The organism is Halodesulfovibrio spirochaetisodalis (genome assembly GCF_001672295.1).
In the GTDB taxonomy this organism is placed as follows: Bacteria; Desulfobacterota; Desulfovibrionia; order Desulfovibrionales; family Desulfovibrionaceae; genus Halodesulfovibrio; species Halodesulfovibrio spirochaetisodalis.
This window is the reverse complement of sequence record NZ_JXMS01000033.1, coordinates 16,495-40,545: the sequence shown is the minus strand read 5'-3', so window position 1 is coordinate 40,545 and position 24,051 is coordinate 16,495. Positions and strand designations below refer to the sequence as shown.

Genomic DNA, 24,051 nt, shown 5'->3' with positions numbered 1-24,051 from the left:
GGCACCCTTTTTCTCTGTAGTGTCTTCGGGTTTATGTATGCAGAAAATATCCCATTTGCCGATGCTCTCTATTTTTCCGTCGTTACTGTAACCACAGTAGGTTATGGAGACATCCACCCAACAACTGGAGCTGGGAAAATTCTCGCTACTATTCTCATTCTCTCCGGCGTATGCACCTTCACTATCGTCCTCACCAGCATGACCGAACGCCTGTTAAATGCCAGAGAGAAACGCGAGCGGCTGCAACGTCTTAACATGGTCATAGGAAGCTTTTTCAGTGAAGTGGGCACCAAACTCTTGTTCCAAATTTCCAGTCTGGATACGAACCTGCCTACCGTGCAAAGCAGACTCGCCAATTGCGGTAAATGGCAGGCAAAAGACTTTGCCGGAGTACGCCAGCACATGCTGAATTACCCCTTTGAAGCCCAACATGCTGGAAACGATTTAGAAGAGCTCAAGCAGCTATTACAAACCCACACGCCTTTTTTGATGCGCATACTAGAAAACCCCAACATGGCTGAGCATGAACAGTTTACAGATCTGATGTGGGCAACATTCCATCTAAAAGAAGAGCTACTTAACCGAAGCACTCTCACCGATCTTCCTAAAACAGATCTCAAGCATCTTTCGGGTGATATCCACCGAGTATACAAGCTGTTGCTCTCCCAATGGATAGACTACATGCAACATCTGCAAACGGACTACCCTTACCTTTTCTCCCTCGCTGTCCGCACAAACCCGTTCGACAAAACATCCAGTGCAGTAGTACGATAGTCGGTTGTGCCTTTATGCGAGATTTCTGTGCACACATTATGTGACTATACCAAAAGAAAAAAGGCAGACTGAAATGAATCAGCCTGCCTTACTCTTATCTATGTTGTCGTAACCAGAACAATTTTCTTCTATGCATTAAGCCCCCCTTAGTCAGAGCACGATTGTTCTGCCCAGAGGCTTGCCCCAAAAGCACCACACATATCTGGTTGATCTGCAATATAAACAGTAGCGCTGCTTCCGAGTTCCTGTTGCAACTGATTGCGTATGCAGGCGTTGTTTGCCACGCCACCGGAAAATACGAGAGGGTATTCTAACCCTGTTCGCTTTAACATGGTGCACGTCCTGCGTACGACAGCCTGATGCAAGGCCAACGCGATATCTGATGGAGGAAAACCTTGTGCCATAAGCGATGTTGCTTCTGTTTCCGCAAATACGGTGCACATACTGTTAATAACAGGCGGGTTAATACCCTCTAGCGCATATTTCCCAAACTGTTCGACATCCATTTGAAATACCGCAGCCGTATACTCTAAAAACTTTCCAGTTCCTGCTGCACAACGGTCATTCATTTCAAATTTGAGAACTCTCCCTTTGTCATTAAGGGCGATAGCTTTGGTATCCTGACCGCCGATATCAAGAACTGTTCGGGCGTCTGGAAATAACGCATGAGCGCCAAGGGCATGTGCTTTGATTTCAGTAATCGTTTTGACTTCATACGGAAGCTCAATACTTTTAACCAATTCACGGCCATAGCCTGTTGCTGTGAGCAGTTTCGGTGTGTGACCATGTAATAGCTTTCGGCATTGTTCGAGGGGTGAAAACGTAGTGGGAAGCTGCGCGGTATGAATAATTTTTCCTGCTTGCTGTACCACCAGTTCAATTGAACGTGAGCCAATGTCTATCCCTGCAAACATCGCTAATCCAACATCTCAACAAAAGCTTCTACACGAGTCTTAAGCTGCTCAACATCTTCCATGCTGTAATCAGTTTCAATAGACAGCATGGGAATGCCCTTCGCTGACAGCACATTATTTAGCTTTATGGCTTCGTGTGCATATGGCTGACAGAAAGATAACGCATAGTGTATTACGCCATCGGCATTAAGTTCTTTTGCCATTGTTTCTACATTGCTCATGCGTTCGTTGTTTGGCGTAAAGCAGGCACAGTCTATTTTCATATAGCGGTCAACTAACGCATCAATCAGTCCATCTAGAGTGTCTGGCGTTTCATCTACCAAGTCCCTGACATTTCGGGAGCCGATACACGATTCTTCGCCAACTATCACAGCATTGGAGCTTTCCATAACATACGGCAATTTCCAGTTTGGAACAGCCATAGGGCATCCAGACACCAACAAGCGTTTAGTTCCAGCAGGAACTACACCTTCTTTCTTTTCAATGCGTTCTTCAATTTGATCACAGAGTGTGTTGATGGACTGGGTGAAACGAACCGGATCGTCGTAAAAAGAAACCTGATTAATAAGTAACGCATCACGTCCAGATATCGGGGCAGGATCGGCGGCTCTCAGGCGGGAAAGGCGCTGTAGTGCTTTTCGTTTTTCATTCACTATAGTGATTGATTTTTGTAAATTTTCGAGTGTGATTTCAGTACCGGTAAGTGCTTTCAAGGCTTCTTTATGCCTAAGCACTTCTGCCTTAAAAAGAGCTTTAGCATCTGCTGTCTTTGTTTGCGGTACTTCCATAACATGCATTGAAACATGATTGCTGAATGCTTCATATGCCTTTTTCTTACCATCGCATGTTGTTTCACCAACGATCAGATCACATGACTCTGTGTATGGACAAAGACGGGCAAGTTTGAATCCGATAAAAGATTTGATGAGTGCGCATGTATTACGGGGAACGAGCTTTTCCGCTTCCTCCGTTCCAGCATCAGCACCTGAACACAGTCCCACATGTACAGCGTCTGCAGCTAATGTGAGCTCTTCTGGAACAAAAACACAGAAGGTACCAATGACCTTTTTCCCTGCTGCTTTTGCGTCCTGAAGCTCTTTGACACGCAAACCATGTACTTCGGAGAGAACAAAATCCAAGTACTCCATTCCCTTGAGTCTATTTTGCTGAGAAAGATAAATATCCCCGTAAAACTTTCCCAGTACTTCAAGCAGGCCATCGTGTGCCGAGATATCCAGATTTAAATTCTCCCACATGGCTGTGTATGCAGCATCGCTCATTGTCTTCCTCCAAGATGTTAAAATTACTACCGCTATACATGCGCAGAACATCTTGAACAAATTGATAAAATGAATACGTATTGGGATTTTTCATTAACAAAAACAATGAAGTTAGCACGTTGTTCTCAATCTTAATATTCAAGAAAAAAAGCGCCCGCCTAACTATATTAAGCGAGCGTCTTATATCCTCCACAAAATGTTCCCTCAGCAGGAATAGTGTTACCTTTCTCTTCGTATCGAAAAGCCAAATATCAATTTTACCAGAAAAACAGACGGCAACCACACAAGTATTTGCGGAACTGGAACGACAACATAAAATAAAACAAGACCAATACATACAACAGCTGCTGCATTAATTTCTTGCTGCTTAAGTGAATCAGTATAGTTTACAAATAAGCCAGCAGCAATTGTGTATGCTAGCAATCCAACACAATACCACATGTGCCCCACTGTTAAGACGAGGAATGCAATGTGAATTATGTGTTCAAAATAGAAAGCAATTCTTTTAGCTGGCTTATTTTTATAATAGATCTGACTCGATTTCGTAAAATTGGCTATCGCTCCAGCAAAAATGTCCAATATCGTTACCAGAAATAGTATTACTTTCCACATAGGTAACATTGCTAGCTCTGGTGAGCTTTTATAGCCAACAACCCCTACTAATAGAAAAGTAATACTAAAAATTGTTATTTTATCTCGTCTTGTGGGAGTCTCGCCTAAAAATTCTCTTGAAAATCCGTTAAACATTTCTAATTCCTTTTTTCATTTTAACTTTGGTAGATTAATCGGCTTTTTTATTCCACTTGGACGAAAATAAAAATTGACGCTGCTCCTGTCAATCTTTTTAGACTATTTGGACTAAAAAGATGACAGCTGACCTTACTCTCGCAAAAGCAGCTTCAATTTTACTGCAGTTATCCACCTTGAATTTTTTCAAGAAAAAAGACCGGAAAGCACTCCTTTTTTAGTCCAATTGGACTTTTACATTGACAAGAATGGCCCCTGCATCTACTTTACAGACCAAGCGGACTATAAAAACACAAAAAAACAAACCTTGAACGAGGGGCGGGCAAACTATTGCCCAATTCAAACAACATTTCGTAGCACTGTTACGACTGCATCGTCCCTAAGCCAGCTCAAATACCTTCTTTAGAAAAACGTAGGGTGATCTAACGTTAGCGGATGACAACCTAACAAGCATAAAATCTGTATTCGTTATAGGCAGTAAGGCTAGTCATGAATAATCGTAACTTAAAAATTCTGTTAGTTGATCGTCAGGAAATATTTCGAATTGGTTTAAAGATGGTATTATCTAAAGCCACAGGAATAACTGTTGTAGAAGATGTATCTACCGAAAATTCAATACTTCCTAAAATAGAACTTACAAAACCAGACATCATCCTTATTGATGACTTAGAGACAAGCCTCAGGCTGATAAAAAGAAAAATTCCAAGTAGAATACTCTTATTAACGAATATAATATCTGAAGACGAGCTTGCTACTATTGTTAAAGCAGGAATCTTGGGTTTTTTAGAAAAAACGGCTTCACCGGAAGAGTTGGTTGAAAGCATTCGAAAGTTAAACTGTGGGCTGCTAACAACTAATCCTACCATTGCAACACAGGCTTTAAGGTTACTTATTACTTCTCATGACCTTACTGCAGAAAAAACATCACAACTAACTTCCAGAGAAATAGAAATTCTACAACTGGTGGCAACAGGAAGGGATAATAAGACTATATCGAATGAGCTAAATATTAGTTGTGCAACTGTTTCAACACATTTGAACAATATTTTCTGTAAATTAGGTTTAGCCAATAGAGTTCAAGCAACATTGTATGCACTACGGAATGGACTCTCTAGCCTTTAATATTTCAAGACCTTATATTGTATAAAGCATCTTCGACTAATTTACCGAGTAAAAACATAAATCAAACAGCTTCAGACAATAGTTTCGCGTCTCTTACAAAGCTAAAAAGTATTGCCGAAAAAATTCAAACATGAATTTATCTTATATAAAAATTGATATTATCAAATCAATATCACTCTTCCTACATTCTACGTTGCTTCCAACTTTTTCAATTACCATTTAAAAAAATAATTTTATACTCTGGCTGTTAGCTGTCTTCTAGCAACCAACTGAATTTCTTCAGAGCTAAAATCTTCACCACGAAGAACGCGATGAGTTAGCAAGCCTAGTAGCATCGTATATAGAGTACTCGAATTTTCTTCATCTACAAATCGAAACAGTAACTCTTGATATTTCTTATTTGAGATGTTCATTAGCTCATCTTTTGCAACTACATCTTCACCAATAGTCTCAATATATTCCATTACGAGATTTAGCTCTTGAAAAAAACGAGAAGACAATACACGGAATAGACGTTCAAAGTTCTGACATTTTTCGTCTAGGCTAGCTACATTCGCTAATGGAACATCAGAAAGAACTTCAAAATCGTAGTTTACAATAGCCTCAGTCGAGGCTTTAAAAATTTCATCTTTACTTTTAAAGTAATGATAGACAGCACTTTTACTCATCTCAATATGTTTACAAAGCTGCCTCATACTAATGCCTTTGTATCCATATTCAAGAAACACACTTGCAGCTTTAAGAGCAATTTCTTCCCGCATTTTTGCATGGTCTACAATCTTGGGCATATTTATTCCTCATTGACCTAATATTTTTTTGTAACAGTTGGCACACAATGTGGCTTGGAACTATCACGATAACTCAAAGTGGAAAAGAGCCAGACTTTTTCTTATTTTTAAAGCAAAAAGAGGAAAGAGACAAAAAAATCCACCTGACAAACCAGGTGGATTCTTTCATTCTAAGGTATCAGCATTTCTTTTAAATTAAAAAAAAGGCTTATCCGAACAGGATTCAATACAAAGAAGCCATTCGTGACTATGAGCTTCACATCAGAAGTGAATTTATTATCGTGTGCCCAAAAGCTCATGTGCTAACATCACTATTTTCTCCTGCGCAGCAGAGACATCCGCATCCGACCTTCCATCGATAAGACCTGCGGATCTGATTACTCGAATATCGTACCCATATAGTCCGAATATCTCTGTATAACGTTCCACAATATCGGTGTGCTTTTCTTCAACATCTGCCTGAGTTAGAATAAAAATAGCGATCTTGCCATCAGGTAGGCGACTAGAAAACGGTTGTTCACTGGTATAGTCAACCGCCACCTGCGACCAAGTACGGTCGATAAATTGCTTAAACTGCCCTGATGTTCCCCCCATATAGACAGGAGTTGAAAATACCGCAATTTCAGCACTACGCATCTTATCAAGAACAACTGTAAGATCGTCTTTCAAAATGCACTTGTCAGCCTTTGTATGACATTGCTCACAGCCCTGACAGCCTCTATAATCCATATTATTAAGATAAAAATTATCAACTTGTGCACCGTGAATTTTTGCAGCCTCAACGAAAGACTCGGCAATACGAGCACTAGTACCTTTTTTTCTTGGACTTCCTAGAATATTAATTAGTTTCATAATGTACTTTCCTGTTGATTACCCAAGGTTTATTAGTTCAATAAGTTCAGCTCACCCATCCCCTCCACTCTCAATACCCGCAGGACTCTCAATACCAACACGCTATTTAGATTTACTCCTGCTAAATCAAACACATTCTTGGCAATCTAGTACCGAACATCCTTGCCCTACTATTTTTTAGTGCTTAATTTTTACTCCATGCAAAAGCTTTGCTTTTTAGTCCACTCGGTCTATCTAACAACACACCACTGCTCTGTCAACTTTGCCTACTCACAAGCGCAAATAATCAATTAGTTACGGGCATTCATTAATAGTCGATGATGTACTTACCAGATTAGTAAAATATCCAGCTACACATCCTAATCGTACATTCAGAAATAAAACGAATGACACCCAACGAAGTATCCATAGTGCTTCATTCATGGCAAAGAAAGAAGGCTTAGACCAATTCAGCCTAAGCCTTCTTCATATAACACATTGTATCCATTTCACATGTCGACATTTTCGCCACTCAAACATCTAAACTGAACGTCTGTACCTTCCCGATGTGGTTGTCTCTTGAAATAAAAGATTCTCAGGATTGTGCTTGATGCAGATGAATATGAACTGACATGCTACGTTTTTGAAAAGAACATGACAAGACGTGTCATTAATTTTTCTCTGTAAACTCAGCTCCAATCTTTTGGACTTCTTCCAGAAGTAAATCAAGATCTCGAATGTCTGTTCGATGGTTCGTAATGTTCACGCGTATGGCCAACTGACCATTAAGGAACGTGGTAGAAGGAGCCGCTATCCCTCTTTCTTGCAGAGCGATCACAATGTCCTTGTTAAGCGCATCCAGATCACACTCTGCCTTTGCAATATAACGGAAGCAAACAATGTTGAGCGCAACAGGAGCCAGCAATTCAAACTGAGCAGAGTCCTCTACCTTCTGCCCAAGGTAAGCTGCCTGTCTGCAGTTTTCATCAATGCACGCCCCAAGCTTCTCTACCCCATGTTCAAGCAAATGAGCCCACACTTTCAACGCTCTGAAACCACGGGAAAGTTCCGGCCCAAGGTCTACAGGCCACAAGTCGCCTGCCGCTAGGCCCTTATTCACACCTGTGAGATATTCCGCTCGTCCTGAAAAGGATTGTAGATGCTTTTCTTTGGAACGAATCAACACACACCCAGCATCATAGTTAACCTGCAGCCACTTATGAAAGTCAAAAGCTACGGAATCGGCACGATTCAGTCCAACAAGGCGCTCTTTCGCTGTTTTGCTCAAAATAGCCGTAGCACCAAAGGCACCGTCAACATGAAGCCACAAATTCTCCGCCTTAGCTATTTCCGCTAATGCATCCAAATCATCAATGGCTCCAACATTCACAGAACCAGCCGTGCCCACAACAAAGAATGGCTCAAAACCTTGTGCACGGTCTTCTTTAATAGCTTTTTGCAGCTCTTCAAGATTCATCGAGAAGTCAGCGTTGCAAGGAATTTTCCTCAGCGCTCCGCTACCTATGCCCAGCAAATCAAAAGCACGTGCAATACAGGAGTGAGCCTGCTCGGAAAGATAGCCTACCAATTGCGTCTTTCCTACACCCTGTTCTCTGCACTGAGAGCCGAGCCTTGAATCCCGTGCGACTTTGCAGGCAATGATGGTTGCCATTGAGGTTCCAGAAACAAGAAGCCCGCTTGCTTCTTCCGGAAAGCCCATCATCTTGCGACTCCACTCTATTACCTGCTTCTCGACATAAATGGCACCATGATCACGTCCTCCCAGATTCGCGTTCATAGCTGCACTTGTAATCTCAGCTAAGACGCTTCCCGGGTTACCTGCACCATGCACCCAGCCGAAAAAACGCGGATGGGTGTTCCCTACACCATACGGTAACAACTCCGCGAGCCTCTGCTGCAAAGATTCATGATCAAGGCCATCAACAGGAAGATCTGCCTGTAAGGCTTCTTTCATACCTTCTGGCAGTGGAGTCCAGACTCTTCCTTCTTTTGCTGACTCCATTTTATCCATAGCGGCATCCAATAATTTATGTGCCGAAGCGCGAAAAGCTCCCCAATCATCAGGGTCTAATGTATTTTGCCCCATGGAAATTCTCCTCTAAAATTATTCAGAACCCAGTACTGGCTTGAATATTCAATCACTGAACTGCTTAGGGAAGTAACGTAGGTCTTCTTGCTATGGCAACTTGTTTTCAAGCCCGTCAAACGAGGAGAATACCCAATCTCTACCAACTAACCCAAAAGAAGGACTGAATTACTTCAGTCCTTCTTTTACTACTATTTTCTTCATCGGAAATGACGTCACATATTTTTTCATACGTTATACATAGGTGATCAAGTTCAATCCTACTCCCTGTGGATCTAACACAACACAAAAACGCCCCACTCCCTCAATATCGGTTGGGGGCAGCATGACTTTGCCACCAATTTCCAAAACCTTCCGAGCCGAAGCATCTACATCATCAACAGTTACATACTGATCCCAAATAAGAGGAACATCATCGGGCACGTTTCCTTCTCTGAGCATCATACCCGCAACGACCTTATCGCCCTTCATAGCAACTAGATACAGGTTACCATAAATTGTTTCTGTTTCCCTGAATTCCCAGCCGAACAACTCGCCATAAAACTTCTTTGCAGACTCCAAATCTGAAGTAATCAGTTCATTAAAACTGAACACACCATGCTCTCTTGATGATCCTTGCATACAACCTCCAATAGCATAAAATTATTAGACTTAACCATATGGCAGTAAATAACTGCATACACTTGCAAGCACCTTTTGAAAACATGCGGCACGTTTGAATCTGCTAAACTGTACAACTTTGCAAGCAGAGCTCTTGAATTCTTTAAAATCAGGGAAGCTATCTATTAAATTACATTGTCATCCCGCATCTTCTGAAACAATAAGTAACCATAAAATATATTCAGACATCCAGAAAGTATGTACATCAACTTTGCTGAAGTCTCTTGCGTTGGAATAATTGTTTTATCTCCATGCATTATTCTATTTCGATAAGTATAAAGATTACATTCATTATCAATGGGATACATCGCAAGTTCATTAAAATAAGACGATACTTCCATAGTACACCCCGAAGGCTTATCTATTCTATCAATCTTATTTGATAACCCAACAAGTTTATTCTTTTTTTTCTTTTTCGTTAAGCAATAGTCCCCGCAAGAATCTAGCTTATAAACTGCTCCTTCCGCATTAAGTGCTAACCCACGTTCTTCCAAATAATCCGCTATAATCCCTTCAAGCTGAGCTAAAATAACGAGCACAGCAGCCAAGTATTCTTTCTTTTTATGAAAATACAAGCCCTTCACGATAAAGCTAGTTCTCTCCATCATCGACGGAACCACCGTAAGGTGATCAATCAAGTTATTCCTAAAAGCCTCTGACTCTACAGTTGTTAGCACAACTTCCTCTGCATCATTCGCTGAATATTGCCCCATAAATATAGCGCCATGATTTAAGAAACATGAAAATCCCATTTCGATTACAGCTTTTCTAAACTCCGGACTTCCCTCAAATAATTCGACAATATTTTTTTGTTCATAACGAGCTATTGATTTTAACCTATCAACCTTACACAATTCTTCTGGAACATTCCCAAACGCACTTTTTGGAAAACAAGTATCTGACAACGACAATAGAGAGGTTACTGTTCCCAATCGCTCTAGAATATGAGCTGGCACCTCTTTCAAATCATAAATTGGGCTCTGACTGCCTTCTACAGCTTTCATAACTAACCTTTTGTATCTTGGTTTAAACCTTACGTTAAATATAGCCCTCAGAAGAAATTACATATTTATTGCGCACTGGCAAAAGAACCTACCCTATTAATGAGTAAAAACTATTTTGTGGATCTCCCACTCAGCCATAGGAATGAAATCATTTTTTACTAAAAAACATCTATAAAACTCTGCCAATAAAAAAAGCTGCATTATACAATGCAGCTTTTTTATTTTCATTTTTCCGACCAGCTAGCCTTGGCGTACTGGAACAATCAGAATCTCTACTCGACGGTTTACAGAATCAGAAGAAGAGATCGGCCGTGTCTCACCGTAGCCGATAGCGCTTATTCTCTGAGGTGCAACGCCGTTACGAATCAGCTCATCCTTAACAGCCACTGCCCTGCGTTCTGACAGTTTCTGGTTGTAAGCAGCAGATCCTTTTGTGTCAGTGTGACCGCCGACTTCAATTGTTGTTTGCGGGTATTTATTCAACACATCTGCAATGCGTTTTAATTCATAATAGGCACCCGGCTTAAGAGCACTCTTGTCGAAATCAAAATATGCTTCCCCTTTAAAGGTCGCACGCAACACATCCTGCTCTCTTTGCACACTTGCAGCATCAGAGGCAGCTATGGCGTTACGAAGATCCTGCTCCTGCATATCCATGTACCGACCAATCTGGTTACCTGCCAAGCCCCCAACAAGAGCCCCGATTCCGGCACCAATAAGGGTTCCTTTAGTATCTCTGCCGATCGCCTGTCCTACAATAGCGCCAACACCTGCGCCAATGCCAGCACCAACAGCGGTGCCTTTCCCTTGATTTGTCTGCATATGTGCACACCCCAACAAGGTTGTACACACAAAACCCACCAACAGCAGTCTACAAACTCGCACCATTGCGTGTCTCTCCTTCAGGTTCTTTTTTTTCATAATAATCCGTATGCGCTAAAACCGTCCTCGACGCATACTCATCTATTTCAACCCAGAAGCATGGATGAAAAAGCTTCTGGTCATGCAATACAAACTAACTATAACAACCTTGAAACACATCATTTAGCATCTCGCTGCGTCAAAAAATGAATATCAGAAAAGACGCACAAGCCCCCCATTCCCGAAAATACCATTTCTACATCAGCACATGTTGTTTTTCATGCCCGATATATCCACACTGCATTGTCATCAAGTAGCAAGTTAAAACAGAATAAAACTTGCTAAAAAATATTTTCCCCAGAACCAAACTCTCAACGTGCCCCACCTAACAACCTTAAATAGCAACTGTTGCCATATAAAATTTGATCAACACCTGTAAATCCAGTTCAACTAATATAAGTTATGCAAAATAAGGCACTCCTACTTCCCTAGGGAACTGTTCTTCCGTTGTACAGAGCAAATACAGAAAAAACCAAAGGCTCTGACACTATCAGTGCCAGAGCCTTGTTGATGCAGAAGAACGACAATTCACCTGCTGCCGTGTATCAATAGTTATGGGTTACGATAAGCCACGTTTGGATGCTTTAAGAGGGTTAAGCTTTTTAGCTGAGTTCGAAACAATTTTAATCTTATCCCTATTGCTTTCAAACAACTCAATCGGCGAAAAGCCAAGCTTCTCCAGACGGTTCAAGAAAACAGTGCGATCCATTGCATAACGGTTTGTATCTGCCATTCCGTTATCAACACGATCCGGCGTGGTAAAATATAACCCGTTAGAATCTATCGCAACAAGAAAAGAAGCATCACCTTCTGTTACTTCTTGAATAATCATATCCTCTGTAGTTCCAAATCGATTTATTCGCGCCATTTGAATCTCCAAATTTTTTGAAAATATATTGAAATTGATTATCAACGTCAACACATGGCGTAAACATTTTTCCACCACAATCGAAGAAAACCGCACTTTGCTCAAAGCGGGGCAGCTCCTTTTACATCAATCAGCCATAAAAAAAGCGAGAAAGCATACATGCTCTCCCGCTATACATTTCTATCGCTATCAATTTGCTACAACTCTTTATAATAAAAAGCAGTTGGATACATAACGCCATCAGGATTTGAAGCATACCCCGGAATTATCCCAGCCTTTATCCAGCCTATACTTCTGTATAAAACCTCAGCATTTGAGCCTTCGTGAGTATCTAAAATCAGCAAGGAACATTTGAGGGTAGCTGCATATTCTTGTGCATACTGCATCAACTGCTTAGCAATCCCCATTCTTCTATGGGAGCGCAGAACAAACAGTTTCAAAATCTCTGCCCGATGCTTTCCATTCTCCTTTGGACAAGGAGAGAGTTGCACAGAACCCACGATGCTGGAACCGGCTTCAGCAACAAAGACTCTCAACCCGAACTGAAGTGCCTTTTCAACGTCATTCCAATAAGCACGAGCTTTCTCCTCAGAAAGAGGAGCAAGAAATCCCATAGAAGCACCACCTTCCACTGAATCCATTAAGAGATTAACGAGCTCTTGCTTTTGCTCATCTGAAATTGTTGTTATTTGTCGAACCTGAACCATGTCCTGCTCCCAGCCTGTATTTGATAGTACTCCATAAAGTAACGTTCCAATTTCTTTATAAAAAACGTACTATTATTTCAATAAAATAGACTGTATCCACACTGCGATTTCTTATATAGGCATAGGATACGAATCGGAACGTATGAAAAACATTGCGCCAAAAGCAGTTGGAGAAGATTCGATGACGGATAAAAAAAATCCCGAAAAAGCTGATTACCACCCACATCCCGTTTGTCCTTGGTGGGGAGGATACTTTCTCGACAACTGGGTACGAAGAGTCATTCACAACCCTGAAAAAATAGTTGGCCCGTATCTTCAGGAAGATATGCGTGTTTTGGACATAGGATGCGGGTTTGGTTTCTTCTCTCTCGCCATGGCAGAGATGGTAGGAAATAACGGCGTTGTTATTGCCACAGATCTCCAACAAAAAATGTTGGATGTCATGCTCCGCAGAGCTCAGAAACGCGGAGTTGAAGATAGGATCAAAGCACACTGTTGCTCTGAGCGATCTCTGGAATTATCTGAACAAGTAGACTTTGCACTTGCATGCTGGATGGTGCACGAAACACCGGACATACTGGTATTCTTTAACGACGTGTACAATCAGCTCAAGCCGGGAGCCAATTTTCTTGTGCTTGAACCCAAAATACACTGCTCAGAACAAGTTCTGGAGCTAGAGAAAACACTTGCAGCAGAAGCGGGTTTCAACGTCCATGCTGGCACCAACGCAGCACTCAGCAGCTCAATATTGCTCACTAAACCATCGCAAGGCTGAATACCCCTATGATGTTCTCCCGTCTTGCTCTGATGACTGCAGAATATTCAACACAAGATCATACAGCATGCCTACACACTGTTCCTTATCATATGGAAGAGAACAGGCAGTCATGGAATAGCCTTCCAAATATGGAACCAACAGGCTTACAGCTTTGGATACTGCTGCTTCGCTTACTGCCAGTGGAGCTAAGAACTCAGATATCATCTTGATAAAGCGACGATAAAACATCCTTAGAAACAATTTAATATCCTCATTCCGTGAAGATATTGCCTGTAATTCTCTAAGAATTCGACACATAGCAGAGAGGCATTCTCCATCACACAAGCCGTACTCTATGATACTGCGCACCCGCTTCTGAGGCGTATCTGCATTGGCTGCTATAAGATATGATTCAAAACTTGCATCACACTCTGCTGCATAATACTCGACCATGCCCTTAAGCAGTTCATTCTTATTGGTAAAATAGTATTGAACATTACTTAACGACATGCCTGCACTGACAGCCACCTGCCGCATTGTCAGACCATGCTCTCCGCGCTCACTCAAAATTGCCAAGGCACATTGAATTATTAAGGATATCTTAGGATGTTCTGTTGTAGTTACTTTTGCCACCTGCTTGCTCCTAGGTATACACCGCAGTACCACCCTACCCAGCCAGCTGACAAGCTGGCACCTTCTTTTTCAGAATTGATCACACCAATACAGCCGGACCTTCTTTGACTTGACATACTAGGTCGCTTGACCTAGTTCTGTTTTTAGGTCAAACGACCTATGCACAACTGCACTTTGCACAACAACCCGCACTACAGTCAGGAAGCATCAATTATGAAAGTAATATCTGTTCTTGGAAGTCCTAGAAAAAAGGGAACCAGTAACCGTATTGCACAATCTTTTACAGACACTGCAGAGCGCCTTGGGGCAACCGTAGACACCTTCTATCTAAATGCCCTTACCTATAAAGGTTGCCAAGCTTGTGAACAGTGCCACTCAACCAAAACACACTGTATCGTAAAAGATGATGTAACAGCGATATTAGATGGCATGAAAGAAGCCGATATCGCCGTATTCACAAGCCCAGTGTATTATGGAGATGTCTCAGGACAATTTAAGATGTTCTTTGACAGAACATGGTCGCTGGTAGATGTAGATTTTTCAAAACCCAGCCCGTTCGCCGGTCGCCTCTCTCAAGGAAAGACAGCTATTTTCATCCTCAGCCAAGGAGATAGCGATGATACCTACCACGAGGTCATTACGCGCTACACAGACGCGCTGAAACTATACGGGTATTCTGTAAAAATCCTTCGCGCTACGTCGCAAAACGGCTCACCGGACAATGATGTTTCGGATATTCAGTCTGCTGCCGTTACTCTTGCTGAGCAACTTATACATACATCCAGTTCAGCTGACGTATAACTCAAACTACGCCCCAAAATGTGCCATGTATCGCTTCAAATGTAGTACTCCTAACCTATAATGGTGATACACTCTCTGCACATTCCCAAAAAAACAGGTCTCGCATTCAAGAATGCGAGACCTGTTACTGTTTCTTACTAACTTTGATTATTTAAATCGAAGTTCAAGAGTGTCATTGTGGAACAAGTGGTTAATCTGTGAGTTATCAAACACTGCAATACCAAATGGGTATGCCTTTGTTTTATCGATAAACTGCACGTCATGCACCTCAGCATCCTTTCCTTTAGTCCGCAGCGCACGCTTTACTTCAAGTGTCCACTGCCCGTCCTTGTACTCGATTCGGGAAAGCACATCAGCTCTTCCACCTTGCATTGGAGCAATAGAAATTCCAGGAACAATGTCCCCTTCTTTAAAAGTATCTACAAAAGGCACCTTTTTGCTCGGGATAACATAGTATTGTTCATCAGCTGTAGGGTTCAGGTTCATGTAAGCTGGCGCGGTCTTATCCGCATTGTCGTTATTCTTGTAACCACCTTTACCTGTATCACCTTTTCTGCCCCAGCTTTTGTTCTTCTTGGGATCAGTATTGCTGTCTACGTACTGATCATCAAACATGCCCATTGGCAATGAACGAACATACTTTGCATGCCACATATCAATTGTTTCACCGGCAGAGGCAGTAAACTTTCTTCCTGCAGATGTATCACCCTCAATATCAAGGTGGCAGGAAATCATACACCCTTCAGATTCAAAGCCTTTTGTATTTATGTTCCAGTATATTGAAAATTTATCTTCGTAATACGTATTATCGTGCCCAGTGGTGTCTTTATTGGCCAGTTTTTTCCAGCTTCCGTCTTTTTGCTTAACCCAGGGAAAACGTGCAAGGCTTTTAGTCGGATCTTTGTATGTTATGAGGAAATACACAAAGTTCTCATCGTGAAGAGACTTAATACGAACATCTGTTTCTTTCATTCCCTCGTAGCCATTATTCGGCTCGTATACGAGCTGGTCTACAGTAACCACAATCTCTTTGGCTTTATCCCAAGCACTCTCTGCCTTACCGTCTAAAAGAATCGGAGAACTTGTTTCCGCACTATACAACGTTTGATCAGCTGCAAAAGCAGAATTCGCAACAAATGCCGCCACCATTAAAGCCACTATACACAATACGTTCTTTTTCATTATCCCCACCCCAAGTGAAGTTTCTTAAATGAAACCCATTAACCGTTAATACTTGCCACAAGCCAACTACGCATCACTGCAACTGACTTTCAGCACACCTTGATTGAATTTGATTCTGATTCTCAAAATCAGTTTGAGTATCTAGCCAAAAAAAAACGAGGCATCAAGCACTCGCGAAGTAATTTCTCAAATATTCCTTGCAACCAACCGCGATTATTAGGCGATTTTTTTTGCTTTCACCCCATAGAGACCTCTTAAAAATAAAGCACTTACCATCACCCGCGTTCGTAAATACAACTTTATTTGAGAATCAAACCAAGCAGTACTATCACTCATTTTCAGAGAGGAGGATGAATACGATTAGGTGCAACTTTGTTTCTGGAAGTAAATGTACTTTTACCCAATAAAAACGTGCCAGATAAAAGCATCTGACACATTTTATTCGCCCAATTATTTGATGTGGTAGTGTTACTTTCGGGGCAGTTACCCACAGCGCATATTTTACACGCTTTGCTCCGCTAGCTGCTTACTTAACTCAAGTAACTCCTTCCCGTTTTCAAGCCCGTCAATAAAGCGCTGCGGTATACCGGATAAACCTGTTTGTGCTCCAGCAAGTGCCCCTGTCAGCATTGCTCGCGCCATATTCTGTCCGCCTCCGTTGACTGCATGGAGCACCGCTGAGGTAAAGTCATCATGAAAACGTGCTGCCAGATAATACGCACACGGCAGTACATGATAGATGGCACACGGCATACCATATACCAGAGACACCTTCCATGCCGGTTCAATGGAAATCGCAGGATCATTTGCCGCAGCAGCAACATATCCAGGTGTCAGTAATGCGTCAGGTGAGGCAAATCTTCCTACCCTCGGAGACTCAGTTTCTCCTGCTTGCGGCGGTTCTAGTGATTCTCCCAAAACAAAGTGAAACGGTAAAATTCCCTTTCTTACCTGCGTCATCAGCACACTGGATATATTTCCATCTAACGGATGTCCCTGCACTAATGCTCCCAATACAGCACCATACGCAACCGTCAAAGCAACTACAGTATCGTCATTTTGTGTCAGCAGAGTATTGTCACATATATTCTTTGCCAACGAATCTGGATGCAACGCATACCGCACCGCAAGTGCCAGCGTCCTTTCAATAGCCTCTGTTGTATCTGCCTTTCCGGCAACCTGCCCCCACGGAAGTTTTTGTTGAACCCGACACTTCCATGCTTCACGAATGGACTGACTTGTATATCCGCCCGGCCCATTTATGGGCGTACCGTCAACTAACGGAAACAACTCTTCGTCCATCCGGAGACAAAAATCTTTTTCGTCGTACCTGCCGTTCTCAACAAGAGAACGCACCAGCATTGTAAGAATATATCCAGCCTGAGAAAGCTCACCAGCCTTCATACCCTCATGATATCTTCCGGCAAGCGGTTCTGTGTAGCCGTCAATCCACGTGCCATAGTCGCGATGCAATTCATCCAGATTATAGTACCAGTGCGGTCCAAGCCCCAACGCGTCCCCGATGAAAGCGCCCATCAGCGCACCAGCAGCACGATCCTGCATACTATGTTTCGACATGTTGCACCTCTATGAATTCTGTTTACAGTACTGAACACGATTATCTTCTGTAAAAAGTACAAAAACTCGTTCTACGTACAGTTCTAAAAATAGTTACTGGTACTATAAAATGAATGCTGTACTTAGAAAAGTTTTTTCCTCCACCTTGCGTTCCACCTTAGGTAGCTTGAGCTAAAAAACTAACCGCCTCATAACATCATGCGCAATACACTAGTTTACATAGAGTATTTTCTGTATTGCCGTGAGCTACGCCATCAGGTAAGCCTTACTCTCAGAAATCAAAAAGCAAGTACCGCTATGCAAAGATCTCATTACCAACCGCACCTTAATGCAGCATAGATGGCTAACCAAAGGAATATTACTAACGTACCATGGATACTCAACCTCCTTCGATCGTCGCCTGTCACGATTGCGGATTAATGCAAACACTCCCAGAAATGCTCAACGGTAGCAAAGCTGTATGCGGCCGCTGCAGTGCTGTACTTTTTCAAAAAACACCTGACACCACACAGCGCACGTTAGCACTTGCCGTTACCGGACTAATCCTTTTTGTCTTGGCGAATATATTTCCTTTTCTTTCAATGGAAGTAGAAGGAAGAATACAGGAAACTACATTACTCACCGGTATCATCTGGCTTTTCAAAAATGGAATGCCCGGGGTTTCTGTTCTGGTCTGTTTTACAAGTATTCTTGTTCCATTATTTCAGCTGACTGCATTGATATACTTGTTGCTTCCTGTTCAATTCGGACGCCTTGCCCCTAAAACCTGCGTAATGTTACGTGTTTTCCGGCACGTACTACCGTGGAGTATGATGGAAGTTTTTTTAATGGGAATTCTCGTTTCCATGATTAAACTCACCAAAATGGCCACAATCACCCCAGGTACGGCAATATGGGCATATTCAGCATTAATCGTGGTGCTCATCAGCGCAATTGCCGGCTTTAACCTTGATGATCTCTGGTGCCGAATACCAATAAAAAAAGGAAAACAGACACCGGACTCTGAGCAGGAGTGTGCTACATGCCATAGCTGCTCACATCTTTGCCAGATATCCAGTGCCTCCCATTCCAAATGTCCCCGATGCGGCTCAGGCATACATTTGCGCAAACCTGACAGCTTGCGGCGCACTACGGCATTAGTCATTGCCGCAGCCATTTTATATATTCCAGCGAACCTGCTACCGATTACTATCTCAAGTAAACTTGGTGTCGCTCAAGCCGATACCATTATGAGCGGTGTTATCCACTTTATGTTTACAGGCGCATGGCACATAGCGGCCATCATCTTTGTTGCCAGTATCTTTATTCCGCTCATGAAGCTTGTCATCCTTGTATACTTGCTTCTTTCCATTAAATTTCGACATCAATGGAGACCGGAAACACGCACGAAGTTATACCGACTCACTGAAGCTGTTGGACGTTGGTCCATGGTGGATGTTTTCGTTGTTACCGTGCTTGTTGCCCTTGTACAGCTTGAACCGTTTGCAGATGTACGGGCTGGCTCCGGTGTTCCTTATTTTGCAGCTGTTGTGGTTATCACCATGATTGCTGCAGAAAGCTTTGACCCCAGACTCATATGGGATCAGAAGGATTAATATATGACAGAAGAAAATTCAGCGTCCCCAGCTGCAGAACTGCCACAGGCTAAAATCTGTAAAAAGAGAAGCTTCCCGTTAATATGGGTTGTGCCTCTTATCGCACTGCTCTCCGGTATTGGCCTTGCCTACACAGCCATGTCTGAAAAAGGCCCGAGTGTAACCATTACCTTTGCATCGGCTGAAGGACTTCAGGCCGGTAAAACAAAGGTGAAATATAAAGATGTTGAAATCGGAAAGGTAACAAGCGTTGAGCTTTCTGAAAACTTTCAACAGGTAGAAGTGACAGTCTCCCTTGTCAAAAGAGCAGATGATTACCTCAACGAGCAGACTCGCTTCTGGATTGTCCGTCCACGCTTGAGTGGTGGTACGATTTCTGGATTAGGAACATTGCTTTCCGGCGCGTACATCGCCCTTGATCCGGGAAAAGGGGGCGAGGAACAATATGAATTTACTGGACTGGAAATTCCTCCGGTTGTCACAGACGACACCCCGGGAAAACTGTTTTCATTAAAAGCCCGTGATCTTGGTTCGCTGGATTATAATTCCCCTATTTACTATCGCGGAATCAAAATTGGGCAAGTCGTAGGGTATAAACTCCAAAAAGCTGGTAAAGGCGTTGATATCAATGTCTTTGTTGATGCCCCTTACGACGCGTATGTTAAAGATTCATCACGATTCTGGCTGGCTTCCGGTGTTGATTTGCAAATGAATACCGATGGGATACGAGTAGATACAGAATCTGTCGTAAGCATGTTGATTGGTGGTATCACCTTGCATAATCCAGATCATGTCCTGAACACACCTATTGCTGATGCCGGAGATATTTTTCAGCTTTACCCGACGCGTGACGCGGCTATGACACAGCAGTTTACGCAAAAAGAGTACTATTTGCTAAAATTCAACCAGTCTGTTCGCGGCCTTTCTGTCGGTGCTCCTGTTGAATTTAAAGGATTCCACGTCGGCCGTGTTGTGGATATTGGTATTGAATTCGACTGGAACAACAACGAAGTCCTTGTTCCGGTTCGCATTGAGATTGAAACCGAGCGTCTTAACGGCATTGCTTCGGAAAAAGGTATTAACGATACAAAATCCATTTTGAACTCTCTTGTAGCTCAAGGATTACGCGGACAAGTTCGTACAGGCAATTTACTTACCGGCAAACTGTATATCGCTCTCGACTTCTTTAAAAATGTCAAGCCGGCAAAAGTCAGTGAAGAAGATGGGGTAACCCAGATTCCGACCACCCCGACATCCATTGAAGAACTGACAAGCAACATGTCTGCTCTGCTCGAAAAACTGCAAAAAGTTCCAATGGAAGAAATTGGCAACAGTGCCGTCGAAGCGTTACAGAGCATCAAAAAGACAAGTGACAGCCTTGAAAAAATTGCTGGCTCAAAAGAGCTGGAACTTACATTCCAAAAAACTCGTGAAACAATGGAAGGCGCAAGTTCTCTGCTTTCAAATGATTCTGCAACTATTGTAGAATTACAGCGAGCATTGCGTGAAATGAGTGAAGCTGCAAAAGCAGTACGCTCTCTTGCTGATCAGTTAGAACGTCATCCAGAATCACTTATCCGCGGTAAAGGAGAAAAGTAATGCATAAGAGACTGTCCTTCTTTCTCGTACTAACCGGACTATTCCTAGTGCTCAGTGGGTGCGGGAAAAGCTCTCCGCCTTCCACGTACTATATTCTGACAAGCTCAAGTCAGCAGGCAGAGGGTATTAAACCCATGAGCAACACATCTGTAGGAGTCGGACCTGTAACAATTCCAGGTCATCTTGACCGTTCACAGATTGTTACTTCCACAGGACAAAACCGCATCACTATCCACGAATATCAGCGTTGGGGTGACTCTTTTGAGACTCAGGTAAAAGAAACACTTGCAGAAAACATTTCGCTTCTGCTCAAAACACCTCAAGTAGCAGTATATCCTTGGGAACGTGCACAACGTCCGCAATATCAAGTGTACCTCACCATTCGGCGGTTTGAGGGCAAATTGCAAGGCAAGGTAACTCTGGATGCTATATGGCAGATTGTTGATGTGAGAACAGACAACTCCATGCTTACCAAGCAGTTTGTCCAAGTATTTCCTGTAACAGGAAACACTATGAGCGCCTATGTGCAGGCACAAAGCGATGCACTTCAATCATTGAGTAAAGATATTGTCCAAGGTCTGCATACTGTCGCACGCTCCCGATAGAGAGCTGTATTATGGAAAGACTTCTTGAATTCATACCGCTTGCTCTTTTTCTCACTGCAATGCGTACCATCCCGACAAGCTATGAGCACTATTGGCTGCTCACATACGGGATGAGCGCACTGGCAGCTGCCGCGTGTATCGGATTCAAGTTGGTAACCCGTAGTTTTCAGAATAAAATCCTACTAGGGATTAACGGTTATGTGATCTCCGGAGCCTTGGCAATTGTCAGCGGGCAGTTCTGGCTCATGGAGCTGTATTCAACGCTTCAATCTGCGGCAATGCTCTTGTGGATTATGGGAGCAGGAATATATGGATTACTGTTCTCTGCATGGTTCCCTGCTGTGTTTTCTGACACAAAGCAGACCTCGCTTTATGGCGCCATAATGGCATTACTCACAGCAGGCTCCTTTGGGCTTGCGTTCATGTACCCAGATAGCAGACTGCTATCAGAAACTATCCCGTTTTCTACTCTGTTTATCGCGCATTACGTGCTGACAGCCAGACTACAAGAAAAGCTGGCTACGCAATAATTCACTGATAAAAACAAAAGGCAGATTGAAGTCGATTCAATCTGCCTTTTATCTGTCGCCTGTTATTCAACAGCATCAACAGATTCATAGTGTTCTCCAGTTATCAATTCGCCGGCAACACTTTTTTCAAATTCCATTCCCCAATTTCTCATTGCCTGAAAAATAGGAATCACTGACTCCCCCAATTCTGTCAGTGAATATTCCACCCGTGGAGGCATCTCATTGTACGCCACACGGGAAATCAGCCTGTCTGCTTCCAGCTCCCGTAACTGCTTTGTCAGCATGCGCTGAGTAATACCGGGCATAGTTTTTTTCAGGGCTCCAAAGCGCAGTACCTTTTCCAGCCACAAATGATACAGAATTATCGGCTTCCACTTGCCGCCCACAACTTGCAGCGTCAATTCAAAAAAACACCTGTAACTTCTACCGTCCAGCTCTTTTACGTCACACCTGCGAATCATCATATCTCCATCAGTACCCTGTATGATACTAAGGCACAAAAAAAACCGTACTTGAACCTTTTAAAAATTGTGTCACTATCACCCTATCTAGGCATCTTTTGTTTTTTGTCGAGATCACCTTGCCTCATAAAAAATCAGAATAACATAAGGACAACACATTATGTACGTACTTGCTATTAACGGCAGTCCCCGCAAAGGGGGCAATACTGAAATTCTACTGGAAAATGCTCTTGCCCCTCTGGCAGCACAAGGGTGGGAAACAGAGCTTATTCAAGTAGGCGGTAAAAAGCTCAAGGGCTGTATTGCCTGTAGCAAATGTTTTGAGACCAAGGACAATACCTGCATTATCAAAAACGACATGTTCAATGAGTTATTTGAAAAAATTCTTCGTGCAGATGCTATTATCCTTGGTACTCCAACATACTTTACCGATGTCTCTGCAGAGTTAAAAGGACTGATTGACCGAATGGGCTATGTTGCCATTGCCAATGGCCGCAAGCTTGCCGGAAAAATAGGTGCCGCTGTGGTTGCCGTCCGTCGTGGTGGCGCAACCCACGCATTTGACAGCATCAACCATCTGTTCCTTATGTCTCAGATGATTGTGCCCGGTTCCATTTACTGGAACCTTGGTATTGGCCTTGCCCCGGGGGATGTAAAAAATGATGCAGAGGCAATGGCAAATATGGAAAACCTCGGGCAGACAATCCATTGGTTGGGAACAGCCATGCAGCCACATAAAGAAACGTTCCCTGTTTCTTCATTTGGTAGAAGAGAATAACATATCGCTGTATGCAAAAAAGCCATGCCCAATAGCGGCATGGCTTTTTTTCAGACTGCTGACAAAGTCTTTTTCTTTTTTGTCTCCGACGGGCAGGGGAAATAATTCCCCCTGCACCCCCTATTAGGCGAGAAAAATTATTTTTTAACTAACTTAGCCTCGGCTTAACAAAAACTGTTTTGGGTCACAGTGCAGGTTTGCCATTAAGCTGTTTATTGATCGAGTAAGTATTGCAAGACACTTCTAGCAACACTGGCAATCACTATTACGCGGCACCCAGTCTATGACTCGATTATGGACATCCAGATCAAAGGCGCAACAATCAAACATCATAGCCTGCAGCATCTTGCGACCGCGTTGAACTCTCGACTTTGCACCGGAAAGTGAAATCTGTTCAAGCGCTGCAAGCTCATGCTGTGGTCTATTTTCCAGCTCTGCAATTTCAATGGCTACGCGATATTTTTTGGGGAGCTGGAGCACCATTTTTTCCACACAGGCAGAGAGTGTTTGCTGCACGCTCTCCTCTCTCTCCCCAATTAAAGATTCCAAATCATCCGGCAACTCTTGCGTGACAGTCCGAGCACGATAATAGTCAATAATGGTATTACGCGTTACCCTAAACAACCAGCTACGAATCATCGAATGGTCTGCAATTGTGGAAAATTTTGTATAAAATTTGATAAACACATCATGCAAGATATCTTCAGCAACGTCTCTACTACCAACACGTTTTCTTATGAACGTGAGTAAGCTCTTTTGATGCGTTACCCACTGTGTTTCTAATACATCCACACCATCCTCCGTACAAT

General features: G+C 42.8%; 25 protein-coding genes. 9 read left to right on the top strand and 16 right to left on the bottom strand.

Features of this window, described 5'->3' with window-relative positions:
* Positions 1–774: potassium channel family protein (locus SP90_RS14995; protein WP_157471339.1), on the top strand; the 774-nt coding region annotated here is incomplete at its 5' end.
* 146 nt (positions 775–920) lie between these two features.
* On the opposite strand, the gene SP90_RS14990 is transcribed toward SP90_RS14995, so the two are convergent.
* The 3 genes from SP90_RS14990 to SP90_RS14980 all read right to left on the bottom strand — a co-directional run bounded on the left by SP90_RS14990 (position 921) and on the right by SP90_RS14980 (position 3,715).
* Positions 921–1,688, bottom strand: coding sequence for an acyl-CoA dehydratase activase (locus SP90_RS14990; RefSeq protein WP_066858151.1), 768 nt, complete (start codon positions 1,686–1,688; stop codon positions 921–923).
* Positions 1,689–1,690: 2 nt separating this feature from the next.
* A complete protein-coding gene (locus SP90_RS14985) occupies positions 1,691–2,968 on the bottom strand; it encodes a double-cubane-cluster-containing anaerobic reductase (protein WP_066858148.1) in 1,278 nt (425 codons plus the stop codon).
* Positions 2,969–3,187: 219 nt separating this feature from the next.
* Entirely contained in the window at positions 3,188–3,715 is a 528-nt protein-coding gene (locus tag SP90_RS14980) for a hypothetical protein (RefSeq protein ID WP_066858145.1), read from the bottom strand.
* Positions 3,716–4,204: 489 nt separating this feature from the next.
* Between SP90_RS14980 and SP90_RS14975 the strand changes: the two genes are divergently transcribed.
* Entirely contained in the window at positions 4,205–4,837 is a 633-nt protein-coding gene (locus SP90_RS14975) for a LuxR C-terminal-related transcriptional regulator (protein ID WP_066858142.1), read from the top strand.
* A 233-nt stretch (positions 4,838–5,070) separates the two neighbouring features.
* Here the strand turns inward: SP90_RS14975 and SP90_RS14970 are convergent, their stop codons facing one another.
* The 8 genes from SP90_RS14970 to SP90_RS14935 form a co-directional block, all read right to left on the bottom strand.
* Positions 5,071–5,625 (bottom strand): TetR/AcrR family transcriptional regulator, encoded by a 555-nt coding sequence (locus SP90_RS14970; RefSeq protein ID WP_066858140.1) that lies wholly within the window; start codon positions 5,623–5,625, stop codon positions 5,071–5,073.
* 276 nt (positions 5,626–5,901) lie between these two features.
* The gene (locus tag SP90_RS14965) at positions 5,902–6,477 is read right to left on the bottom strand and encodes a flavodoxin family protein (RefSeq protein ID WP_066858136.1); all 576 of its coding nucleotides are present in this window, start codon (positions 6,475–6,477) and stop codon (positions 5,902–5,904) included.
* A gap of 649 nt (positions 6,478–7,126) precedes the next feature.
* The gene (locus tag SP90_RS14960) at positions 7,127–8,563 is read right to left on the bottom strand and encodes a pyridoxal phosphate-dependent decarboxylase family protein (protein WP_066858134.1); all 1,437 of its coding nucleotides are present in this window, start codon (positions 8,561–8,563) and stop codon (positions 7,127–7,129) included.
* A gap of 234 nt (positions 8,564–8,797) precedes the next feature.
* Entirely contained in the window at positions 8,798–9,184 is a 387-nt protein-coding gene (locus SP90_RS14955; RefSeq protein WP_066858131.1) for a VOC family protein, read from the bottom strand.
* 164 nt (positions 9,185–9,348) lie between these two features.
* Positions 9,349–10,227 carry a hypothetical protein gene (locus SP90_RS14950; protein WP_066858128.1) on the bottom strand — a complete coding sequence of 293 codons (879 nt, stop codon included), beginning with the start codon at positions 10,225–10,227 and terminating at the stop codon, positions 9,349–9,351.
* A gap of 240 nt (positions 10,228–10,467) precedes the next feature.
* Positions 10,468–11,049 carry an OmpA family protein gene (locus tag SP90_RS14945; protein ID WP_231895577.1) on the bottom strand — a complete coding sequence of 194 codons (582 nt, stop codon included), beginning with the start codon at positions 11,047–11,049 and terminating at the stop codon, positions 10,468–10,470.
* A gap of 658 nt (positions 11,050–11,707) precedes the next feature.
* Positions 11,708–12,016, bottom strand: a complete 309-nt coding sequence (locus tag SP90_RS14940) for a hypothetical protein (protein WP_066858121.1) — start codon at positions 12,014–12,016, stop codon at positions 11,708–11,710.
* A gap of 197 nt (positions 12,017–12,213) precedes the next feature.
* Positions 12,214–12,723, bottom strand: coding sequence for a GNAT family N-acetyltransferase (locus SP90_RS14935; protein WP_066858118.1), 510 nt, complete (start codon positions 12,721–12,723; stop codon positions 12,214–12,216).
* A gap of 181 nt (positions 12,724–12,904) precedes the next feature.
* On the opposite strand from SP90_RS14935, the gene SP90_RS14930 reads away from it, so the two are divergent.
* A complete protein-coding gene (locus SP90_RS14930) occupies positions 12,905–13,498 on the top strand; it encodes a class I SAM-dependent methyltransferase (protein WP_066858163.1) in 594 nt (197 codons plus the stop codon).
* Between the two features lie 6 nt (positions 13,499–13,504).
* On the opposite strand, the gene SP90_RS14925 is transcribed toward SP90_RS14930, so the two are convergent.
* A complete protein-coding gene (locus SP90_RS14925) occupies positions 13,505–14,113 on the bottom strand; it encodes a TetR/AcrR family transcriptional regulator (RefSeq protein ID WP_066858116.1) in 609 nt (202 codons plus the stop codon).
* Positions 14,114–14,326: 213 nt separating this feature from the next.
* Here SP90_RS14925 and SP90_RS14920 point away from each other — a divergent pair, with 213 nt between their 5' ends.
* Positions 14,327–14,914: a flavodoxin family protein gene (locus SP90_RS14920; RefSeq protein WP_066858113.1), complete on the top strand. Its 588-nt coding sequence runs from the start codon at positions 14,327–14,329 to the stop codon at positions 14,912–14,914.
* A gap of 147 nt (positions 14,915–15,061) precedes the next feature.
* Here SP90_RS14920 and SP90_RS14915 read toward each other — a convergent pair whose 3' ends face one another.
* Both SP90_RS14915 and SP90_RS14910 read right to left on the bottom strand, forming a co-directional pair.
* On the bottom strand, positions 15,062–16,096 hold the full coding sequence (locus SP90_RS14915; RefSeq protein ID WP_066858110.1) for an ethylbenzene dehydrogenase-related protein: 1,035 nt from the start codon (positions 16,094–16,096) through the stop codon (positions 15,062–15,064).
* Between the two features lie 501 nt (positions 16,097–16,597).
* Positions 16,598–17,674, bottom strand: a complete 1,077-nt coding sequence (locus SP90_RS14910) for an ADP-ribosylglycohydrolase family protein (RefSeq protein WP_066858107.1) — start codon at positions 17,672–17,674, stop codon at positions 16,598–16,600.
* Between the two features lie 371 nt (positions 17,675–18,045).
* Between SP90_RS14910 and SP90_RS14905 the strand changes: the two genes are divergently transcribed.
* From SP90_RS14905 to SP90_RS14890, 4 genes are read left to right on the top strand one after another with little or no spacing between them, the layout of a single operon-like run.
* Positions 18,046–19,269 (top strand): paraquat-inducible protein A, encoded by a 1,224-nt coding sequence (locus tag SP90_RS14905; protein WP_082936479.1) that lies wholly within the window; start codon positions 18,046–18,048, stop codon positions 19,267–19,269.
* Positions 19,270–19,272: 3 nt separating this feature from the next.
* Entirely contained in the window at positions 19,273–20,868 is a 1,596-nt protein-coding gene (locus SP90_RS14900) for a PqiB family protein (RefSeq protein WP_066858104.1), read from the top strand.
* On the top strand, positions 20,868–21,473 hold the full coding sequence (locus tag SP90_RS14895) for a PqiC family protein (RefSeq protein ID WP_066858101.1): 606 nt from the start codon (positions 20,868–20,870) through the stop codon (positions 21,471–21,473). Before SP90_RS14900 ends, SP90_RS14895 begins: the two co-directional genes overlap by 1 nt.
* 11 nt (positions 21,474–21,484) lie before the next feature.
* Positions 21,485–22,003 (top strand): hypothetical protein, encoded by a 519-nt coding sequence (locus SP90_RS14890; protein ID WP_066858097.1) that lies wholly within the window; start codon positions 21,485–21,487, stop codon positions 22,001–22,003.
* A 62-nt stretch (positions 22,004–22,065) separates the two neighbouring features.
* Here the strand turns inward: SP90_RS14890 and SP90_RS14885 are convergent, their stop codons facing one another.
* Entirely contained in the window at positions 22,066–22,464 is a 399-nt protein-coding gene (locus tag SP90_RS14885) for a winged helix-turn-helix transcriptional regulator (protein WP_066858094.1), read from the bottom strand.
* A gap of 160 nt (positions 22,465–22,624) precedes the next feature.
* Between SP90_RS14885 and SP90_RS14880 the strand changes: the two genes are divergently transcribed.
* Positions 22,625–23,242 (top strand): flavodoxin family protein, encoded by a 618-nt coding sequence (locus tag SP90_RS14880; protein WP_066858091.1) that lies wholly within the window; start codon positions 22,625–22,627, stop codon positions 23,240–23,242.
* Between the two features lie 243 nt (positions 23,243–23,485).
* Here the strand turns inward: SP90_RS14880 and sigZ are convergent, their stop codons facing one another.
* Positions 23,486–24,034: an RNA polymerase sigma factor SigZ gene (sigZ, locus tag SP90_RS14875; RefSeq protein ID WP_066858089.1), complete on the bottom strand. Its 549-nt coding sequence runs from the start codon at positions 24,032–24,034 to the stop codon at positions 23,486–23,488.
* Positions 24,035–24,051: the final 17 nt, after the last annotated feature.

What these genes read in the sequence shown, in the direction of transcription:
- SP90_RS14990 (WP_066858151.1), bottom strand. Translation starts at nt 1,688, where the DNA reads ATGTTTGCAGGGATAGACATTGGCTCACGTTCAATTGAACTGGTGGTA.
- SP90_RS14985 (WP_066858148.1), bottom strand. Translation starts at nt 2,968, where the DNA reads ATGAGCGATGCTGCATACACAGCCATGTGGGAGAATTTAAATCTGGAT.
- SP90_RS14980 (WP_066858145.1), bottom strand. Translation starts at nt 3,715, where the DNA reads ATGTTTAACGGATTTTCAAGAGAATTTTTAGGCGAGACTCCCACAAGA.
- SP90_RS14975 (WP_066858142.1), top strand. Translation starts at nt 4,205, where the DNA reads ATGAATAATCGTAACTTAAAAATTCTGTTAGTTGATCGTCAGGAAATA.
- SP90_RS14970 (WP_066858140.1), bottom strand. Translation starts at nt 5,625, where the DNA reads ATGCCCAAGATTGTAGACCATGCAAAAATGCGGGAAGAAATTGCTCTT.
- SP90_RS14965 (WP_066858136.1), bottom strand. Translation starts at nt 6,477, where the DNA reads ATGAAACTAATTAATATTCTAGGAAGTCCAAGAAAAAAAGGTACTAGT.
- SP90_RS14960 (WP_066858134.1), bottom strand. Translation starts at nt 8,563, where the DNA reads ATGGGGCAAAATACATTAGACCCTGATGATTGGGGAGCTTTTCGCGCT.
- SP90_RS14955 (WP_066858131.1), bottom strand. Translation starts at nt 9,184, where the DNA reads ATGCAAGGATCATCAAGAGAGCATGGTGTGTTCAGTTTTAATGAACTG.
- SP90_RS14950 (WP_066858128.1), bottom strand. Translation starts at nt 10,227, where the DNA reads ATGAAAGCTGTAGAAGGCAGTCAGAGCCCAATTTATGATTTGAAAGAG.
- SP90_RS14945 (WP_231895577.1), bottom strand. Translation starts at nt 11,049, where the DNA reads ATGCAGACAAATCAAGGGAAAGGCACCGCTGTTGGTGCTGGCATTGGC.
- SP90_RS14940 (WP_066858121.1), bottom strand. Translation starts at nt 12,016, where the DNA reads ATGGCGCGAATAAATCGATTTGGAACTACAGAGGATATGATTATTCAA.
- SP90_RS14935 (WP_066858118.1), bottom strand. Translation starts at nt 12,723, where the DNA reads ATGGTTCAGGTTCGACAAATAACAACAATTTCAGATGAGCAAAAGCAA.
- SP90_RS14930 (WP_066858163.1), top strand. Translation starts at nt 12,905, where the DNA reads ATGACGGATAAAAAAAATCCCGAAAAAGCTGATTACCACCCACATCCC.
- SP90_RS14920 (WP_066858113.1), top strand. Translation starts at nt 14,327, where the DNA reads ATGAAAGTAATATCTGTTCTTGGAAGTCCTAGAAAAAAGGGAACCAGT.
- SP90_RS14915 (WP_066858110.1), bottom strand. Translation starts at nt 16,096, where the DNA reads ATGAAAAAGAACGTATTGTGTATAGTGGCTTTAATGGTGGCGGCATTT.
- SP90_RS14910 (WP_066858107.1), bottom strand. Translation starts at nt 17,674, where the DNA reads ATGTCGAAACATAGTATGCAGGATCGTGCTGCTGGTGCGCTGATGGGC.
- SP90_RS14905 (WP_082936479.1), top strand. Translation starts at nt 18,046, where the DNA reads ATGGATACTCAACCTCCTTCGATCGTCGCCTGTCACGATTGCGGATTA.
- SP90_RS14900 (WP_066858104.1), top strand. Translation starts at nt 19,273, where the DNA reads ATGACAGAAGAAAATTCAGCGTCCCCAGCTGCAGAACTGCCACAGGCT.
- SP90_RS14895 (WP_066858101.1), top strand. Translation starts at nt 20,868, where the DNA reads ATGCATAAGAGACTGTCCTTCTTTCTCGTACTAACCGGACTATTCCTA.
- SP90_RS14890 (WP_066858097.1), top strand. Translation starts at nt 21,485, where the DNA reads ATGGAAAGACTTCTTGAATTCATACCGCTTGCTCTTTTTCTCACTGCA.
- SP90_RS14885 (WP_066858094.1), bottom strand. Translation starts at nt 22,464, where the DNA reads ATGATTCGCAGGTGTGACGTAAAAGAGCTGGACGGTAGAAGTTACAGG.
- SP90_RS14880 (WP_066858091.1), top strand. Translation starts at nt 22,625, where the DNA reads ATGTACGTACTTGCTATTAACGGCAGTCCCCGCAAAGGGGGCAATACT.